This window comes from Brucella thiophenivorans, assembly GCF_002252445.1.
GTDB classification, from domain to species: Bacteria; Pseudomonadota; Alphaproteobacteria; order Rhizobiales; family Rhizobiaceae; genus Brucella; species Brucella thiophenivorans.
The window spans coordinates 16505-33161 of record NZ_NNRJ01000006.1 but is presented as its reverse complement, the minus strand read 5'-3'; the positions used below and the strand labels follow the sequence as shown (position 1 = coordinate 33161).

Genomic DNA, 16657 nt, shown 5'->3' with positions numbered 1-16657 from the left:
GCTTAATGCATTAAAAAGGCAGGGAAATCCCTGCCTTTTTGCTTTCTCTATTTGTCTGGCTTTTCGCCATACCAGCGTGGCGTGTAAACCCATTCACCGCCTTGTACGCGTGGAAATCGCCTTGTATGCGATGATCCAATAATCACCACAGTGCGCATATCGACATCTTCTGGTGTGAGCTCGCCTAACGTGACAACGCGGGTGGTTTCTGCTGCTCTTCCAATGTCGCGACCAAGCACGACCGGCGTTTCCGCATCACGATATTGGCGCAGAATTTGCAGCGCACGACCCAATTGATGTGGACGGGCTTTGGAAATGGGATTGTAGAAGGCCATGGCAAGATCGGCTTGGGCAGCGAGCTCAAGCCGTTTTTCGATCACATCCCATGTTTTCAGATTATCGGAAAGCGAGATGATGCAGAAATCATGTCCAAGCGGTGCGCCGATGCGTGACGCCGCAGCCATGGCTGCTGAAATGCCCGGCTGAATGATGAGTTCAACGCCGTGCCAAGCAGGTTTATCTGATTCATGCAGTGCTTCGACGACCGCTGCTGCCATTGCAAACACACCTGGATCGCCCGACGAAACCATAACCACATTGCGGCCTGAAGCAGCCAATTCGAATGCATGGCGTGCGCGCTGCATTTCCTCGCGATTATCCGTCATATGGATGATCTGATCGCCACGGAACGGGCCAGCCATGCGCACATAGGTTTCATAGCCCAGCACATATTCCGCTTGTTCCAGATCGCGCTGAACGGCGGGTGTCATCAAATCGCGTGAACCGGGGCCAAGGCCAACGACGCTCAACTTGCCGCGCTTGCGTCCGATGAAAAGCACATCGGCGGGTGTCGGTGCAACTGCGAGCGTCAAGGGTTCGGATTTGATCAGGCGCAACGGGTTTTCGACTGATGGAGTTGTCAGATCATCGGTGCCTGAAACAAAACGCAAAGGAGTTTTGAGCAGTTGCGCTGCCTTATTAATCTCACACGAAGTGCAATCTTTCTCGTACGCTAAAAGGAGAGCCAGCGAATCTTTTGATAAGCCAGCGCTATCAAGAGCTTGCTCGATAGATTTTGCGAGGTTTTCACTGACGCGCTTGATTGCAACTGCAATGACGCGTGGATGGTAAATCAACTCATTGGGCTGCGCTTCACGCGTTTCTGGCGTGATGCTGATCGTCAATTGTCCGTCGTCGGAGAATGGCAGTTTTGAGCTTGAAAGCCAGCGGAAGCTTCCGTTCAGGCGCAGGGTTTTACCGGAGAGCAGATCAGACATGAAAGTCTTTGCTGCGTCTGGATTAGCAAGCTTATATTCTTCAGGCGGATGCAATAGATTGATGCCAAAGCGCAATTCGCCCGTCGTGGTGATAGCGGGGGAAACTGCAAGCGCTTCAGCGATTGTGCGCGCCAGATCGTTCACGCCAGAAAGCCCACCAAGCAGCGGCACGACCGCACTGCCATCCTCTGCCACGGCGAGAACGGGCGGTTCTATGCGTTTATTTTCCAGAAGTGGGGCTAATGCGCGAATGATGATGCCTGAAGCACACAAGGCGATGATGGGCCGACCTTCTTCATAGAGCGCGCGTATCATGTCGCCAAAGTATGCGAAGCTATTGTCAGCGCTTGTAACACGGTTTTCCAGTCCCAGAACTTCCGCATTCCCAAGCGCCGATTGCACACGACGCGCGGTTATAATTGCTGCTTCGCCAAGGACGAGAATGGCCGCTGTCATGCGCTGTTCCATTTGTTGCCCGGAACCAGAATGAGCGAAAAATAAGGAGAATCGCTGCCGCTGACATCTGCCAATGGCGCGATACGCTGGTTCTGCATAGTTGCCCGCTCAATATAAAGTGCACGATCCATCAGGCCAAGCTCGGTCAGAACATCGCGAACCTTGTCGAGATTCTTGCCAAGCTTCATGATGGCTGCGGCTTCGGTGTCTTTAAGACGGGATTTGAGCTCTTCCGCGCTCATGACGCCGGAAAGGACTGAAAGTGTCTGGTTGCGATAGACCAGTGGTGCGCCAAGTACTGCGGCTGCGCCCAGAACAGAGCAGACGCCCGGCACGACTTCCGTTTCGTATTTTCCGGCAAGGCGGTCGTGGATATACATGAACGAGCCATAGAAAAACGGGTCGCCTTCAGCGATTACCGCTACATCACGGCCTGCATCAAGGTGGCTGGCGATTGTCGCAGTGATCTCGCTGTAGAAATCGCTGACGATCTCTTCGTAATCGAGATGTGCGGGCAGTTTTTCTGTCGTTACTGGGTAGATGAGCGGCACCATTATTTGTTGAGGTGACAAATAATTTTCGACAATGGTGAGCGCATTGCCTTTTTTGCCCTTGGCCGCGTGATAGGCAACAACCGGGGCGGATTTGAGCAGTCGAAGCGCTTTAAGCGTGATGAGTTCAGGATCGCCGGGACCTACACCCAGACCGTAAAGCTTGCCTTTGGGGGACATTATTCGCGCTCCGAAGCAAGTGCATTGACGGCTGCTGCGGTCATTGCGCTGCCGCCACGGCGACCGCGCACAATGACGAAAGGCACGTCATATTTATTGAGGGCCAGTTCGTCTTTCGATTCAGTAGCCCCCACGAAACCAACCGGCATGCCTATGATAAGTGCTGGCTTTGGCGCACCATTTTCGAGGAGTTCAAACAGGCGGAAGAGGGCGGTCGGTGCATTTCCGATGGCAACGACGCTGCCTTCAAGGTGAGGGAGCCAGAGGTCGAGCGCTGCTGCAGAGCGCGTATTGCCGATTTTTTTAGCGAGGTCCGGGATGGATGGATCGTTCAGCGTGCAGATAACTTCGTTATTGGCGGGAAGGCGCGAACGCGTGATGCCTTCGGCTACCATGCGCGCATCGCAGAGGATAGGTGCGCCAGCAATAAGGGCGTTGCGACCGGCGCTCCCTGCATTTTCTGAAAATACGATGTCGTCGACAATATCGACCATGCCGGATGCATGGGCGACGCGCACTGCAAGTTTTTCAAGATCGGCAGGAATGTGGCTTAGATCGGCTTCAGCGCGGATGATGGCGAAGGAGCGGTCATAGATGGCCTGTCCGTCGCGGATATACTCTGTCATGGCGTCCGCTCTTATAAATTTTGGGCATTCAGAAGCTTTGCGGCCTCATCAATGGTGATGTTTGAGGCCAATAGCTGTCCGAAACGCGATGGTCCAGCTTTGTCTTGCGAAAAGAGGTCATAATGCGCGTCTGAACGCGCTAAAAGCGTATGCGGAAGGGGTGAAAGGGCAGCGCAGGACTTTGAGCATCCCGTAATATGAACCTGATTCTGACCCGCAATAAGTTTTGCTGAGAGCTGTTTTGCATCGGCTAATGTGTCTGCAAGAGCGGAAGCGCAGCCGCGCGAGCCCGAACAGGCCCGAAGGCGCGCTTGTGGTTGTTCACTTGAGGTAGCTAGGCCAAGCGTTTTTAGTGCGGCTGTGACGTTGTCGCGGTCTGCATCTTCGATGTTTGGCAGAATAATGCTTTGCCAGGGCGTGAGACGAATTTCGCCGCCATTTGCATCATCCGCAATCTTAGCTAGTTCGTGCAATTGCACGGATTGCAAACGTCCGAGAAATGGTATTGCCCCGATATAAAACTGCTCATCATTTTGCGCATGGGTGCCGAGCCATGAAAAGGGTTTTGGCGGCTTTCGTTTCCAGTCTGGTGCGGGTGCAAATGTGACGGGCAATTCTTGCAGGAATTGTTGCTGAGACATGATTTCAAAAAGATGTTTTATCCGCGCTATGCCATTTTGTGCATGAGCCTGAAACGTATCCAGCAAGGCTTTTATCAGCGTAAGCGCTTGGGGCTGCTCAACCATACCGATTGCATCTGCACCGGGTGACGATGCCAGACCAAAGGCATAATGCGTGCTGCTATCCATCGCTGAAAGCCATATATCACCCGAATGTTCGATCATGGCGCAGTCTTCCCCACCATCAATCTGGAACGAAAATTTGGGCGAAAGCGTGTGATATTTTGGCGTGGTCTCAAGCATCTCCAGCAGCGAGGTTGCGAGGCTGGTCGTATTGATGGATGCGGTCGGGCTCACCATCACATTGCGAATGTCATCGGCTGATGGATTATCGGCACCAAATCCAGCTTCATAAAGTGCTGCTATTGCTTCGTCCCAGTTGGTGGGGTCGATGCCGCGTATCTGCACATTGGAGCGAATCGAAAGCTCGATCGAGCCATTGCCGAACGCTGTCGCGATGTCAGCCAATGCGTGCGCTTCCGGTGTCCTGAGCCGTCCTAACGCCAGTTTCACGCGTGCGATTGCACCGTCCTTGGCCATAACCATGCGCGAGAGGCCGGGGCAGGCATTGCGCCTGTCGGCTCGAATAGGCAGGGTTGTGGCAGTTTGCTGGCTTAACATGATGGTCTTATACGCCTTCATGCTTGCACATGCCAATCCCGCGCCTTACCAACAATTCAAAGGAGCGCAATCAATGGTTTGCTGGCTTAAAATTATCGGTATTGGTGAAAACGGCATTGCGGAGCTTAGCGAAGCAGCGCGTAGCGCAATAGCCAATGCGGAGGTGATTTTTGGCGGTAAACGCCATCTGGAGTTTCTGGATGCAAGTGTGAAGGCCGAACGCATTGCGTGGCCATCGCCTTTTGATAAAGCTTTTTCCATGCTCGAAGTTCTGCGCGGCAAGCAGGTTGTGGTCCTGGCAAGTGGTGATCCGATGTATTACGGCATAGGCGCAGCGCTGGCGCGGCGGTTCTCCGCCGACGATATGCTGGTTTTGCCTTCTCCTTCGTCTTTTTCACTTGCGAGCGCACGGCTTGGCTGGCCTTTGCAGGATGTGCGCTGTTTGAGCGTTCATGGACGTCCGCTGGAACTGCTCGTCCCCCATATTTTGCCGGGCGAACGGCTGCTGGTTCTAAGCTGGGATGGAACAACGCCATATCAGGTTGCAAAAATGCTTACCGCAAAGGGCTTTGGGCAAAGCCGGTTGAGCGTGCTGGAGCACCTTGGCGGACCATTGGAGCGCCGTTTGGATGAAACTGCTGAAGCTTTTGCACAGCAGGATTGCGCCGATCTCAATGTGTTAGCGATTGAGTGTGTTGCTTCGCCCGATGCTCTTGTGTTTTCGCCTGTTGCCGGGTTGCCGGATAATGCATTTGAAAATGATGGGCAGTTAACCAAGCGCGATATACGCGCGGTGACGTTGGCGCGTTTGCAGCCCTTGCCGCGTCAGCTTTTATGGGACGTTGGCGCGGGATGCGGTTCTATCGGTATTGAGTGGATGCGCGTACATCCTTCCTGCTGCGCAATCGCCATTGAAGCCGATGATAAAAGACAGGGCATGATTGAGCGTAATCGGCTTGCATTGGGTGTGCCGGGATTGCAGCTTGTTAGAGGGGAGGCACCTCTTGCGCTTGATGGGTGTGCGCGCCCGGATGCGATTTTTATTGGCGGCGGTGTGACCGATGAAGGCGTTCTTGACGCCTGTTGGAATGCGTTGAAGCCCGGCGGGCGGCTGGTTGCCAATGCTGTGACTTTGCAAAGCGAAATGCGGCTTTTCAGCTGGCAGCAGCAGCATGGCGGTGAACTGGTGCGTCTTGGTGTGGCGCATTCTGGTCCTCTCGGATCATTTGACGTGTGGCGGCAGGCGCTGCAAGTGATGCTCTATTGTGGTATCAAAACTATCTGATTTTAAAAGATGACTTGAAGTATCAGCTTATATTCAGGTAAGGCTTTGCGCACTTATCTACCTGACTGGAAGGCAGAGCCATGTCCGAACTCAATCTGAATGCTCGCACTCTCATTCCGCTGACTGATCCGGGCCGCATTGTGAACAAGCTGCTGGATCATTTTGTCGAACATGCTGATGTTGAGCGTGACGAAAGCACCGCGCGGCTGATCACGACTTACGGGCAGGCTGATGTTCAATGGGATCAGCAGGTCGTCAATGTCGGTGTCAGCAGCGATGACGACACCGGTCTCGCCTATATGAAGCTTTCGATTGCTTCACATATTTTGGAGTTTCTCGACAAAAGCGATGCGCCTCCGAGGATTGTTTGGGAAGGCGATGGTGCAGCCGGTGGGTTGCTGCCGTATTTTCGCGAAATGAAGGTTTTGTCAGTTTCCGATGTGACGCCGCATATGCGCCGGGTGCGCCTTCAAGGCGAAGATCTTCATCGTTTTTCCAAGCATGGCCTTCATATTCGGCTGCTTTTCCCGCAAAAGGGATTGGCTGTGCCACATTGGCCCATCATGGGTGAAGATGGTCGCCCTGTCTGGCCGGAGGGTGACGCCAAGATCGTCGCGCGGGTTTATACAATCCGTAAAATGGATGCCGATGCTGGCTGGGTTGATATTGATATGGTCGTGCATGTCGATGATTGCGATGCGCCGGGGTCTGGTTGGGCAATGAGCGCCAAGCCCGGTGATATTGTCGGTATGACGGGTCCTGGTGGCGGTGAAGCCGGAGATGCCAATTGGTATCTCTTGGCGGGTGATGAAACGGCATTGCCCGCAATCGCGCGTATTTTGGAACAGCTTCCCGAAGGCGCAAAAGCGGTTGTGCGTCTGGAAGTTGATAACAAAGCCGAAGAGCAGAGCATTGTCTCGCGTGCGGATATGGATCTGCAATGGCTGCATCGCAACGGCTCTGCTGCGGGTACGACTTCGCTTTTGGAGGATGCGGTTCGCGCGGTCGCTTTTCCTGAAGGTGAAGAGAAAATCTATGTCTGGGTAGCGAGCGAGTTTAAAGCATTCCGCTCGATCCGAGCCTATATGCGCAAAGAGCGTAATATACCGAAAGATAAGCAATTGATTGTTGCCTATTGGAGGCGCGGGTATGACGGTGATAACGCGCGTCGCGGACCAGATGATTGATCCTGTAATGATTGGATCATAACAACCGCTCCAAGTATTTGTTTTGTCGCATCATCCTGCGCAAAAAGCTCACGCACTTTTGCTGGAAAAACTCTAGAAGCCCAACGAGTTATCGCCGCAAAAATTGGCGTTTGGTTTGCCCTGTTCGACATGGTGACTGACTTTTTCAGTCTTGAAACGATGCAAAATAAAGGGCTGCACAGTGTGTGCAGCCCTTTATGTAAAAACACGTCAAATAGAGCGTGTTGCGCTTAATCGTATCCACCGCGCTCGCTCTACCCATCTGTTTTTACGCATGTCTTTAGCCCAAAACCGGTTCCCACTTTTGGGAGACATGCGCTAGAATTTAGAAACGGTAGTTTACACCCGCTTTGATCGAGTGGTTCTTCAGGTTGTTATATTGTGTATTACCGTTGACCTTTGATTTCACATCGTTGAAGCGCTGGAAATCATATTCGGCCTTGACCGAAATCGGTCCGGAAATTGCCTGCTCGACGCCTGCGCCGATCAATGCGCCGCCCTGCCAGCCGGGTGCCGATGTGGTGGCGTCTTTAGCCTTGAATTTGGTTACGCCATAACCGGCGGTGCCGTAAATCAGCGTCTTGTCCATTGCATAGCCGACTTTGCCTTTTGCATTGCCATTCCATGACTGCTGGAGGCTGCCACCATTGCCGATACGGTGTTCGGCTTGCGCGAAATTGCCTTCCAGTTCTGCACCGAAAACAAGATTGTCGCTCTGCATGTTTTTGCCGATCACAGCGCCACCGAGCAGACCTGTGCGGTTGGTGAATGGACCCGGAACGCGCGAGGACGACGCGCCTATCTGCGCACCGATATAATTGCCGGACCAGTCGTGTGAGCCAGATGTAACAGGTTCGTTGTAGTTATAGTCGTTGTTGCCCATGACATCGGCTGCGAATGATGGACCAGCAAAGGCAACAAGTGCGACACCGAGAGCGGCTGCAGTATAAGAACGCTTAAACATTTTTACTCCAGTTTTCCCGTCAAAAACGCCGTCGGGAAATATGCTTGAATTCTATTCGATGGGACGGGCTTACAGGTCCCGGACTGTCTCTGTCGTCGTCTTTGATTGTGTCTAAATTTAAGAAAATCCGAACGAATTTGTAGGGGTAAACAGGCGTTTTGGTTGACATGCTTAATGAAAGGTAACCAGCGAGTATGGCTTCGAACCCGAAATTCGTAACACTTTGAAGCAGCTCTCGGAGCGAATTTCGGGTTCGAAGCCACACTAGAGATCAGGATCAGATCAGTTTCAGTCCGCGCATGCTGATATGCCCGTGCTTGCCGATGATGATATGGTCATGCAGCGAAATACCGATTGGTTTGGCGGCATCGATCAGAAGCTTGGTCATTTCAATGTCGGCACGTGACGGCGTTGGATCGCCCGATGGATGGTTGTGGACAACGATGATGGCTGTTGCTGATAGCTCAAGTGCACGCCGCACAACCTCGCGTGGATAAACAGGCGTGTGATCGACCGTTCCTTGCTGCTGGACTTCATCGGCGATGAGGCGGTTTTTCTTGTCCAGAAACAGCACACGGAATTGTTCGCGCGTTTCATAGGCCATTGCGGTTGTGCAATATTGTACAACCTGGCTCCACGAGCCGAGCACCTCGCGCTCCATCACCGTGCTGCGAGCTGAGCGTTTGGCCATAGCTTCAACGATTTTGATTTCGAGCGCTATCGAGGGGCCAATTCCGGGTGTCTCCGCAAGAAGTTTTTCAGGTGCGCCTAAAACCTCCGCCAGAGAACCGAAGCGGGTTAGCAAAGATTTTGCCAAGGGTTTGGTGTCTGCGCGCGGGATGACCCGGAAAAGCAGCAGTTCAAGCAGTTCGTAATCAGCAAGCGCGTCGGGGGCAGCTTTAAAACGCTGCCGCAGCCTTTGGCGATGCCCCATATGATGCGGCTTTTCAAGTTGAGCAGCTAAATGAATGCCTTCATTAAATCCGGGAAGATCAAAACTTCCCGGTCTCTTATCTTTTGGTGCCATTCTGTTTGAACCCCCGTAGAAACAGACAGACAAATATATAAACTTTTATCGCATAGATGGCGGGCCGAAAACATTGTTTGGCGACACTGTAAAAATTTCACAGCCATCTTTGGTAACGCCGATAGTGTGTTCATATTGGGCGCTCAGCGAGCGATCACGCGTGACCGCAGTCCAGCCATCAGCCAGAACCTTGACGCCATATTTACCCAGATTAATCATCGGCTCGATCGTGAAAATCATGCCTTCCCTGATATCTACGCCTTCATTCGCAGTACCGTAATGAAGGATGTTGGGCGTGTCATGAAAAAGTTGTCCGACGCCATGACCACAGAAATCACGAACAACTGAGCAGCGTTCACCTTCCGCATAGGTCTGGATCGCTGCGCCAATCGCGCCGGTTTTTACTCCGGGTTTAACCGCAGCAATGCCACGCAAGAGACTCTCATAGGTCACTTCCAAAAGACGTTCAGCTGCGCGTTTGATTTCACCCACTGCGTACATACGGCTTGAATCGCCGTGCCAGCCGTCAAGCAGATAGGTGACGTCGACATTAACGACGTCACCTTCTCGCAACGGCTTGTCATCCGGGATACCGTGGCAGACAACATGATTGATTGAGGTGCAGGTGGATTTCGTATAGCCGCGATAGTTTAATGTCGCCGGAAAGGCACCGTGATCCATGCCGAACTCAAATACAAAGCGGTCAATCTCGTTTGTCGTTACGCCGGGTTTGACTATGTCGTTGAGCGCGTCGAGACAACGGGCCGTCAGGTTGCAAACCTTGCGCATGCCCTCAAAAGCTTCCGGCCCATACAGCCTGATTTGCCCGGTATATTTCATCGGTGCGCTCGTCGCTTCGATATAAGTCACCATCTCGGTCCGTCTTTCTAATATTCTATCGGCACCAGAGTTTCTGCATAAATGCCATTTTCTGTTACTTGGCATCGAATGGCCCAAGCCTCAACCCCTGCTGCGCGTGCGCGATCAAATGCGCGTGCATAAGTTGGGTCGAGATCGCCTGAAATGCTGAATCTGTTACAATCGTTTCGCTGGATAATAAACACCATCACGCCCCGAAAGCCAGCGGATACGACATCAACCAGTTCCTCAAGATGTTTTGCACCGCGCGCTGTCACGGTATCTGGAAACTCAGCAAGGGACGGGGTGCGAATGAAGTGTACATTCTTCACTTCCACATAGGCGCGGGAGGCGTTGCCTTCATCCAGAAGAATGTCGATACGGGAATTACGACCGTATTTTTGCTCACGCTTCAATAGCCCGTAATGACTCAAACTGGGAATCATACCCGATAAAATAGCTTCTTCCGCGATTTTGTTTGGCAGGCTTGTATTGACGCCAACAAGCGTGTTGTCGGCTTCAACGATCTGCAAAGTATGTGGATACTTGCGGTGCGGCGCGCCGGAAACACTCAGCCATATGCGGGAGCAGGGAGCGGTCAGGCCAAGCATCGAGCCGGTATTGGGAACTGAAGCCGTGATGAAACGCCCGTCATCAAGCGTCACATCCGCCAGAAATCTTTTATAACGCCGCTCAAGGCGACCAGTCACAAGGGGAGTTTGGAAATGCATGCTGGGATTTAGGTTTATGAACTGATGGTTGCAAGTTATTCTCGAACCCAATTGAAGACCAGTTCCTCCCGGAACGCAAAGCGCACAATGTGGCTGGCAACAACATCTTCCATCTGCGCGATGGCTTCTTCCGGAGCTTCAACAGTTGTGGTGAGATTTTCTTGGTTTGCATCAAGCAGCACGACACGATTCTCGCCGAGATCGATTCGTCCATCTTCGGGCGTGAATTCAACGGCGAATTTATGCGCCCAATGTTTGCAGAGCTGCTGCAAATAACGGCTGGCATGGGTGGTTGGTACGATTGCTGTTGTTTTGGCCATGATATGTCTGTCCGGTAAACTGTTTGAACGGACGATGCGTACCATCGTGCTAAGTGCACAGCTACTCATATTTATATCAATTTTTTGGGAGAGGAAAAAAACCAGCAAGTGGTACGCCCAAGGGGAATCGAACCCCTGTCTGCGCCGTGAAAGGGCGCTGTCCTAACCGCTAGACGATGGGCGCCTGCTGGTGTGGATCGGCTTATAGGGAGGAATTTTCTAACGCGCAAGCCCTTTTTTAGAAAATATCCAATAAAATTTGATTTGGGTGTCAGGCGTAAGGTTGTCAGCGAAAACAAGAGGATAGCAGAAGCAATCGAAGCTAAGGACGCCATAATATGGCGAGCGACAATGTTTATCGTCGTGAATGGGATAATTGTATTTTTGAATGAAAAACCAGCAAGTGGTACGCCCAAGGGGAATCGAACCCCTGTCTGCGCCGTGAAAGGGCGCTGTCCTAACCGCTAGACGATGGGCGCCTGTTGCTGGTGTGAGTGGGCTTATATGCAGGAAGATCCTGACTCGCAAGCTCTTTATATAACTTTTCTAAAAAAAACTGGGGGAGGGCCGGTTCGGGGTATGGTCGATCTGTGGATTGAGTGTGTATCTATTTGAATAGCAATAAAAAAGCCGGGAAATGATGCCCGGCTTTAAACATACTTATTATTTTTTGCAGCTCCAATTCCAGTCGCGTTCTGGACCAATATCCACATGCACGGATTTAGTATGGCAGTAAGTACCAACGCCACCACGGCTCGACATATTGCGGGCAAATCGAGCAATTTCGTGCTTTGAAACGCCATCGATCTGAATATCGGCTGCAGCACAAATCATATGCAGTGATTTGCGTGCGCCGTTTACTTTGCGATTATAAGATGGGCTGCGATAGCCGGAGGTAACCATAACCGGGCGACGGAAATGGCGTTCCATTGATTTGAGCATTGTTACAAGCTGTGGCTTGAGGCAGGCAACATCCACCGTTTCACGCTGAACTTTCAGCCCGTTTGGCGCTAGACGCGCCAGACCAGGAGCCGATGCAAGCTGAATAGATGCGTAATCATCGTATTCATTGGCATCAATATCGCTGTCATCATAAAGGCTTTTGCGTTGCTTGATTTCAAAGCCACCATTGGGGCGCACGCCCGGGAGTGAATAATTATATTCCTGCGTCGATTTTGCGCGTGGACGCACGACGGCAAGTTTCTTGTTCTGTGTGCTGCCTGCTCCTTTGGCCCCATCCTCATTGAAAAGGCGGGCAATACTGCCTTCACTGGCGGTGGTGGGGCGTTGAGGTGCAACATAGGCATTGGCATTTTTGGCTGAACCAAATAGCGACGCTACCTGAACTGGTTTTTCCGGCTCTGCGGATTTTACAGCTTCCGCCTCTTTGGGCGTTTCTTCTGTCTGCGGCTTTGCTTCTGGCTCTGTTGGCGGTTCCTGTTTTGCAGGCTCAGCCTGTTCGGGCGCAGGCGTTGCCTCGGCAGGAGTTTCGGCTTGTTTTTTGCCGAAGATGCCAAACAGCGAATTGGACTTTGTCTGGGGAGCAAGGGCTGCAACCTGGACAGGCTCGTCTTGCGCTGGCGATGCAGGGACGGCTGTTTCTACAGTTACTGATTCAGGCTTTTGCACCGGACTACTGACAGGCTTTGCCTCCGCAACGGTTGCGGTTTCAGCAGGCTTCGCTGATGCTTCGGCAGCGACGGTTTGGTCAGCAGCACTTTGAAGTGTTTCAGCAATCATGGAACCGTCGGCACTGTTCGTCATTTGTAAGGGGGACGTGCCATTACCAGTGGATGTGCAAGACGTGAGAATGAGCGCGAGCAGTGCAACGCTGCCTGCGAGCAATCTTCTTGTCTCTGAGTGCAATGGTTCTGCGAATTTCAATATCTGCTCCAGCTCGATGTCCCATATATCTGGGCTTGACCAGTCTGACGCACCGGGACTGCTCCCGAATACGTCTGGTGTGGGGAGATCGGCTTCCCCGTATGAGTCGCGCTCAAGCATTCAAAGCAGCGTTACTCATAAATGCCGGCCAGTTGTGCCGACGTAGATAACTCAACATTTTCAGCGCTTTGTCTCGAATACATAACAAATTCGATCATATCAAAGCGTGAGTTGGCAATTTACCTAGCGATAAATTGTAACCAATTTTTAAGGTTTTTAACTGCCAAACGCAACTATAGAAAACAATTTGTGTTCGATGAGAGGGCGGACAAGCTTGCAATAACCATAAATGACGCAATGTTACTTTTTGTAATTTTTAGTTATACTTGCGACTTTCGGTGCTTTCGTTTGTGAGGAAATGAGCCGAATGCAACTCGCTTGTTGACATGACGCATTGAGTTGATGCTATCCATTTCCCACACTTTAATTGTTATGCGCTATGCAGAGCATCAGGATCGGAACCGGACATATGACCAAGATCACGCGGCAGATTGCCATTTTCATGCTGGCAGCAACGGCCGTGGCGTTTCTTGCGGGCTGTGCCGGTGGGCCTGAATTTCAGGGTACGCCTCAGGAAGGTGCGAACCGCACCGATACTTATCCGACCTTCGGCCGCATGCCGAAGGCTGCAACCGCGCAGATCACACCTGAAGAAAAGGCGCAGATCATGTCTGGGCTTGATTCTGACCGGACTCGCCTTGCCGCTTCGCGTTCTTCCAATGCCGCGCTGACACCCGCTCAGGCTGCCGCACTACGCAAACAGGCACAGGAAGAAACAGATGCCACCCTCAAGCAGATCGAATCCGGGGAGTAACAAGCGTTTTCAATAGAGCACCGAGTGTCCTTTTAGGGTAACAAAGGACGCTCTCAACTATCGAATCTACGCATCGGACTTCCCAAAAATCGATTCCGATTTTTGGGTCGATGCTGTAGAAAAAGCTTCGTCGCAGAACTGTAACAAGTCTCGACCCGATTCGATAACAGGTGTATAGCTCCTAACCCGGTGCATCGGCACCATTTCATTCAACTCCATTCTGGAACAGGATCATGTCGGAAGAATTTCATAAAGTCCGTCGTTTGCCACCTTATGTCTTTGAACAGGTTAACCGCCTGAAGGCATCTGCGCGAGCGGCCGGCGCCGACATTATTGATCTTGGAATGGGTAATCCTGATCTGCCGACGCCAAAGAACATCGTCGACAAGCTTTGCGAAGCTGTTCAGGATCCGCGTTCACATCGTTATTCGTCCTCAAAAGGTATTCCCGGTCTTCGCCGTGCGCAGGCACAATATTATGCGCGCCGTTTCGGTGTGAAGCTCAATCCAGACACACAGGTTGTAGCGACCTTGGGTTCCAAGGAAGGCTTTGCCAATATGGCGCAGGCGATCACCGCACCCGGTGATGTCGTGCTTTGCCCAGATCCAACCTATCCGATTCACTCATTCGGCTTCATCATGTCGGGCGGTGTGATCCGTTCGATCCCTGCGAAGCCGGACGAAGAATTCATCCGTGCGCTGGATCGTGCGGTGAAGCACTCGATTCCGAAGCCGCTCGCGCTGATTCTTAATTTTCCGTCGAACCCGACAGCCTATGTCGCGACCCTTGATTTCTACAAGGATGTGGTCGATTTCGCGCGTAAGAATGATCTAATCATTTTGTCCGATCTGGCTTATTCGGAAATTTACTTCGACGATAACAACCCACCGCCATCAGTTCTTGAAGTGCCAGGCGCTATGGATGTTGCTGTCGAGTTCACCTCAATGTCGAAGACATTCTCGATGCCGGGCTGGCGAATGGGCTTTGCGGTTGGTAATGAACGCCTGATTGCAGCATTGACGCGTGTAAAATCTTATCTCGATTATGGTGCGTTTACGCCTATTCAGGTTGCTGCAACCGCAGCGTTGAATGGTGACGGCACGGACATAAGCTATGTTCGCAATGTCTATAAACAGCGCCGCGATGTATTGGTCGACAGCTTTGGCCGAGCTGGTTGGGACGTTCCGGCACCGGCGGCAACTATGTTTGCATGGGTTCCGATTCCTGAGAAGTTCCGTTCACTGGGTTCGCTTGAATTCTCCAAGCTGCTGGTAGAAATGGCCGATGTGGCTGTTGCGCCGGGCGTTGGTTTTGGTGAGCATGGCGATGAATATGTTCGTATCGCACTGGTCGAGAACGAGCATCGCATTCGTCAGGCTGCGCGTAACATTAAGCGTTTCTTGTCCACCAAGGATGAGAACCTGCAAAATGTCATTCCGCTCGAAGGTCGCCGTTAATCGGCATCTTAAGAGCAACGCAGGGGCCGCCTTCGTGCCGGCCCTTGTTTCCCACCCAATTGAAATCCAACAATTCAGAAGGTCGAGATAATGAGTGATGCATTGCGGATCGGCGTTGCCGGACTGGGCACCGTTGGTGCTTCGGTGTTGCGTATTCTACGTGACAAGTCCGAAATGCTCACTCGTCAGTGCGGCAAGCGAGTAACTGTTACTGCTGTCAGCGCTCGTGATCGCAGCCGTGATCGTGGTGTCGATCTCTCCGGTATTGAATGGTTTGACGACCCTGTGGAACTTGCAAAAAGCGCCAATATCGACGTTTTTGTTGAGTTGATCGGCGGCGATGAAGGCTCTGCAAAAGCATCCGTTGAAGCCGCATTGCGTGCCAGCCGTCATGTCGTGACCGCTAATAAGGCGCTTCTCGCAAAGCATGGCGTGCAACTTGCGAAAATCGCCGAAGAAAAGGGTGTGCTTCTTAACTTAGAAGCAGCCGTTGCAGGTGGAATTCCGGTTATCAAGGCGATGCGTGAATCACTGACTGGCAATACCGTTTCGCGCGTTTACGGCATTATGAACGGCACCTGTAACTATATTCTCACGCGTATGTGGGAAGAGGGCATTTCGTTTGAGGATTGCCTCGCGGATGCGCAGCGGCTTGGATATGCTGAAGCTGATCCGACATTTGACATCGAAGGAAATGACACAGCGCATAAGCTTGCGCTGTTGACCAGCCTTGCCTTCGGCACGCAGATTGCTGCCGACGATATTTATCTCGAAGGTATCAGCAATATTTCGCTTGCCGATATTCGCGCCGCTGATGAACTTGGTTATCGCATCAAGCTGTTGGGCGTTGCCCAGAAGACTGATACCGGCATTGAACAGCGCGTGCATCCAACGATGGTGCCAACGTCTTCGGTCATCGCGCAGGTGCATGGCGTGACCAATGCGGTTGCTATCGAAACCGATCTTCTGGGTGAACTGCTGCTTTCTGGCCCTGGTGCTGGCGGCAATGCAACCGCTTCGGCTGTGATTGGCGATATTGCGGATATTGCGAAAAGCCGTCCTGGTTTCCAGCATGGTCCCGTATTTGGCACACCTGCGAAAGCCTTGCAGCCATATAAGCGCGCAAAAATGCGCAAGCATGCCGGTGGCTACTTCATTCGCCTGACGGTTTATGATCGCATTGGCGCGTTTGCAGCTATTGCTAAGCGTATGGCAGAAAATGACATTTCGCTTGAATCAATCGTTCAGCGACCTTTGATGGATAGCGACGTGAGCGACGGTATTAAGACGGTTATTCTTGTCACGCATGAAACCACTGAGTCTGCTGTGAAAAAGTCTCTTGAAGCTATTCTCAAGGACGATCATCTTGTCAGTAAACCGCAGATGATCCGCATTGAACGCGCGGGCTAATTGCCGGTTTAAGTTGCCGCTCTTGAAGGGCGGCAACGTTTTTGCTAAGAAATATCCATCGGAATAATCCGACTAAGAGACAAATATGGATAAGGAGGGCTGTAATATGGATGTGACGCGTCACGACCGTCATCGTCAGTATGGCCCTGATTTTGCCCTGCAACAATAATTTGTGCAGGGCTGATTAAGACTGAAACGATAGTCTTTTTCTGCCTTTTCCAAAGGCGCAGCTTGAATAGCTGTAGCCG

15 protein-coding genes and 2 tRNA genes are annotated in these 16657 nt (G+C 52.0%); 5 read left to right on the top strand and 12 right to left on the bottom strand.

From position 1 onward, the window contains the following. Positions 1 to 47: 47 nt before the first annotated feature. The 4 genes from cobJ to cobG are packed head-to-tail and all read right to left on the bottom strand — an operon-like array spanning position 48 to position 4391. Entirely contained in the window at positions 48 to 1733 is a 1686-nt protein-coding gene (cobJ, locus tag CEV31_RS00910) for a precorrin-3B C(17)-methyltransferase (RefSeq protein ID WP_210190861.1), read from the bottom strand. Beyond that, positions 1730 to 2464: a precorrin-2 C(20)-methyltransferase gene (locus CEV31_RS00905; protein ID WP_094505028.1), complete on the bottom strand. Its 735-nt coding sequence runs from the start codon at positions 2462 to 2464 to the stop codon at positions 1730 to 1732. The genes cobJ and CEV31_RS00905 overlap by 4 nt, the downstream gene beginning before the upstream one ends. Beyond that, positions 2464 to 3090, bottom strand: coding sequence for a precorrin-8X methylmutase (locus tag CEV31_RS00900; protein WP_094505027.1), 627 nt, complete (start codon positions 3088 to 3090; stop codon positions 2464 to 2466). The genes CEV31_RS00905 and CEV31_RS00900 overlap by 1 nt, the downstream gene beginning before the upstream one ends. Before the next feature lie 11 nt (positions 3091 to 3101). Beyond that, entirely contained in the window at positions 3102 to 4391 is a 1290-nt protein-coding gene (gene cobG / locus CEV31_RS00895; RefSeq protein ID WP_094505062.1) for a precorrin-3B synthase, read from the bottom strand. A gap of 73 nt (positions 4392 to 4464) precedes the next feature. Here cobG and cbiE point away from each other — a divergent pair, with 73 nt between their 5' ends. After that, positions 4465 to 5676 carry a precorrin-6y C5,15-methyltransferase (decarboxylating) subunit CbiE gene (gene cbiE, locus CEV31_RS00890; RefSeq protein ID WP_094505061.1) on the top strand — a complete coding sequence of 404 codons (1212 nt, stop codon included), beginning with the start codon at positions 4465 to 4467 and terminating at the stop codon, positions 5674 to 5676. An 80-nt stretch (positions 5677 to 5756) separates the two neighbouring features. After that, entirely contained in the window at positions 5757 to 6863 is a 1107-nt protein-coding gene (locus CEV31_RS00885; RefSeq protein ID WP_094505026.1) for a siderophore-interacting protein, read from the top strand. Between the two features lie 346 nt (positions 6864 to 7209). Here the strand turns inward: CEV31_RS00885 and CEV31_RS00880 are convergent, their stop codons facing one another. From CEV31_RS00880 to CEV31_RS00845, 8 genes are all read right to left on the bottom strand, one after another. Beyond that, a complete protein-coding gene (locus CEV31_RS00880) occupies positions 7210 to 7848 on the bottom strand; it encodes an outer membrane protein (protein ID WP_094505025.1) in 639 nt (212 codons plus the stop codon). Between the two features lie 277 nt (positions 7849 to 8125). Continuing rightward, positions 8126 to 8875 carry a RadC family protein gene (gene radC / locus CEV31_RS00875; RefSeq protein ID WP_094505024.1) on the bottom strand — a complete coding sequence of 250 codons (750 nt, stop codon included), beginning with the start codon at positions 8873 to 8875 and terminating at the stop codon, positions 8126 to 8128. A 45-nt stretch (positions 8876 to 8920) separates the two neighbouring features. Continuing rightward, a complete protein-coding gene (gene map / locus CEV31_RS00870; RefSeq protein ID WP_094505023.1) occupies positions 8921 to 9748 on the bottom strand; it encodes a type I methionyl aminopeptidase in 828 nt (275 codons plus the stop codon). A gap of 14 nt (positions 9749 to 9762) precedes the next feature. Beyond that, on the bottom strand, positions 9763 to 10464 hold the full coding sequence (gene sfsA, locus CEV31_RS00865; protein ID WP_094505022.1) for a DNA/RNA nuclease SfsA: 702 nt from the start codon (positions 10462 to 10464) through the stop codon (positions 9763 to 9765). Positions 10465 to 10499: 35 nt separating this feature from the next. Beyond that, positions 10500 to 10784, bottom strand: coding sequence for a DUF2218 domain-containing protein (locus CEV31_RS00860; protein WP_094505021.1), 285 nt, complete (start codon positions 10782 to 10784; stop codon positions 10500 to 10502). Between the two features lie 109 nt (positions 10785 to 10893). Beyond that, positions 10894 to 10968, bottom strand: a tRNA-Glu gene (locus CEV31_RS00855). A 220-nt stretch (positions 10969 to 11188) separates the two neighbouring features. Continuing rightward, positions 11189 to 11263, bottom strand: a tRNA-Glu gene (locus CEV31_RS00850). A gap of 184 nt (positions 11264 to 11447) precedes the next feature. Next, positions 11448 to 12668 (bottom strand): YcbK family protein, encoded by a 1221-nt coding sequence (locus tag CEV31_RS00845; protein ID WP_235818010.1) that lies wholly within the window; start codon positions 12666 to 12668, stop codon positions 11448 to 11450. 529 nt (positions 12669 to 13197) lie between these two features. Here CEV31_RS00845 and CEV31_RS00840 point away from each other — a divergent pair. The 3 genes from CEV31_RS00840 to CEV31_RS00830 all read left to right on the top strand — a co-directional run bounded on the left by CEV31_RS00840 (position 13198) and on the right by CEV31_RS00830 (position 16409). Continuing rightward, positions 13198 to 13542, top strand: coding sequence for a hypothetical protein (locus CEV31_RS00840; RefSeq protein WP_094505060.1), 345 nt, complete (start codon positions 13198 to 13200; stop codon positions 13540 to 13542). A gap of 233 nt (positions 13543 to 13775) precedes the next feature. Then, positions 13776 to 14999 carry an LL-diaminopimelate aminotransferase gene (locus CEV31_RS00835; RefSeq protein ID WP_094505019.1) on the top strand — a complete coding sequence of 408 codons (1224 nt, stop codon included), beginning with the start codon at positions 13776 to 13778 and terminating at the stop codon, positions 14997 to 14999. Between the two features lie 90 nt (positions 15000 to 15089). Continuing rightward, positions 15090 to 16409 (top strand): homoserine dehydrogenase, encoded by a 1320-nt coding sequence (locus tag CEV31_RS00830; protein WP_094505018.1) that lies wholly within the window; start codon positions 15090 to 15092, stop codon positions 16407 to 16409. Positions 16410 to 16657: the final 248 nt, after the last annotated feature.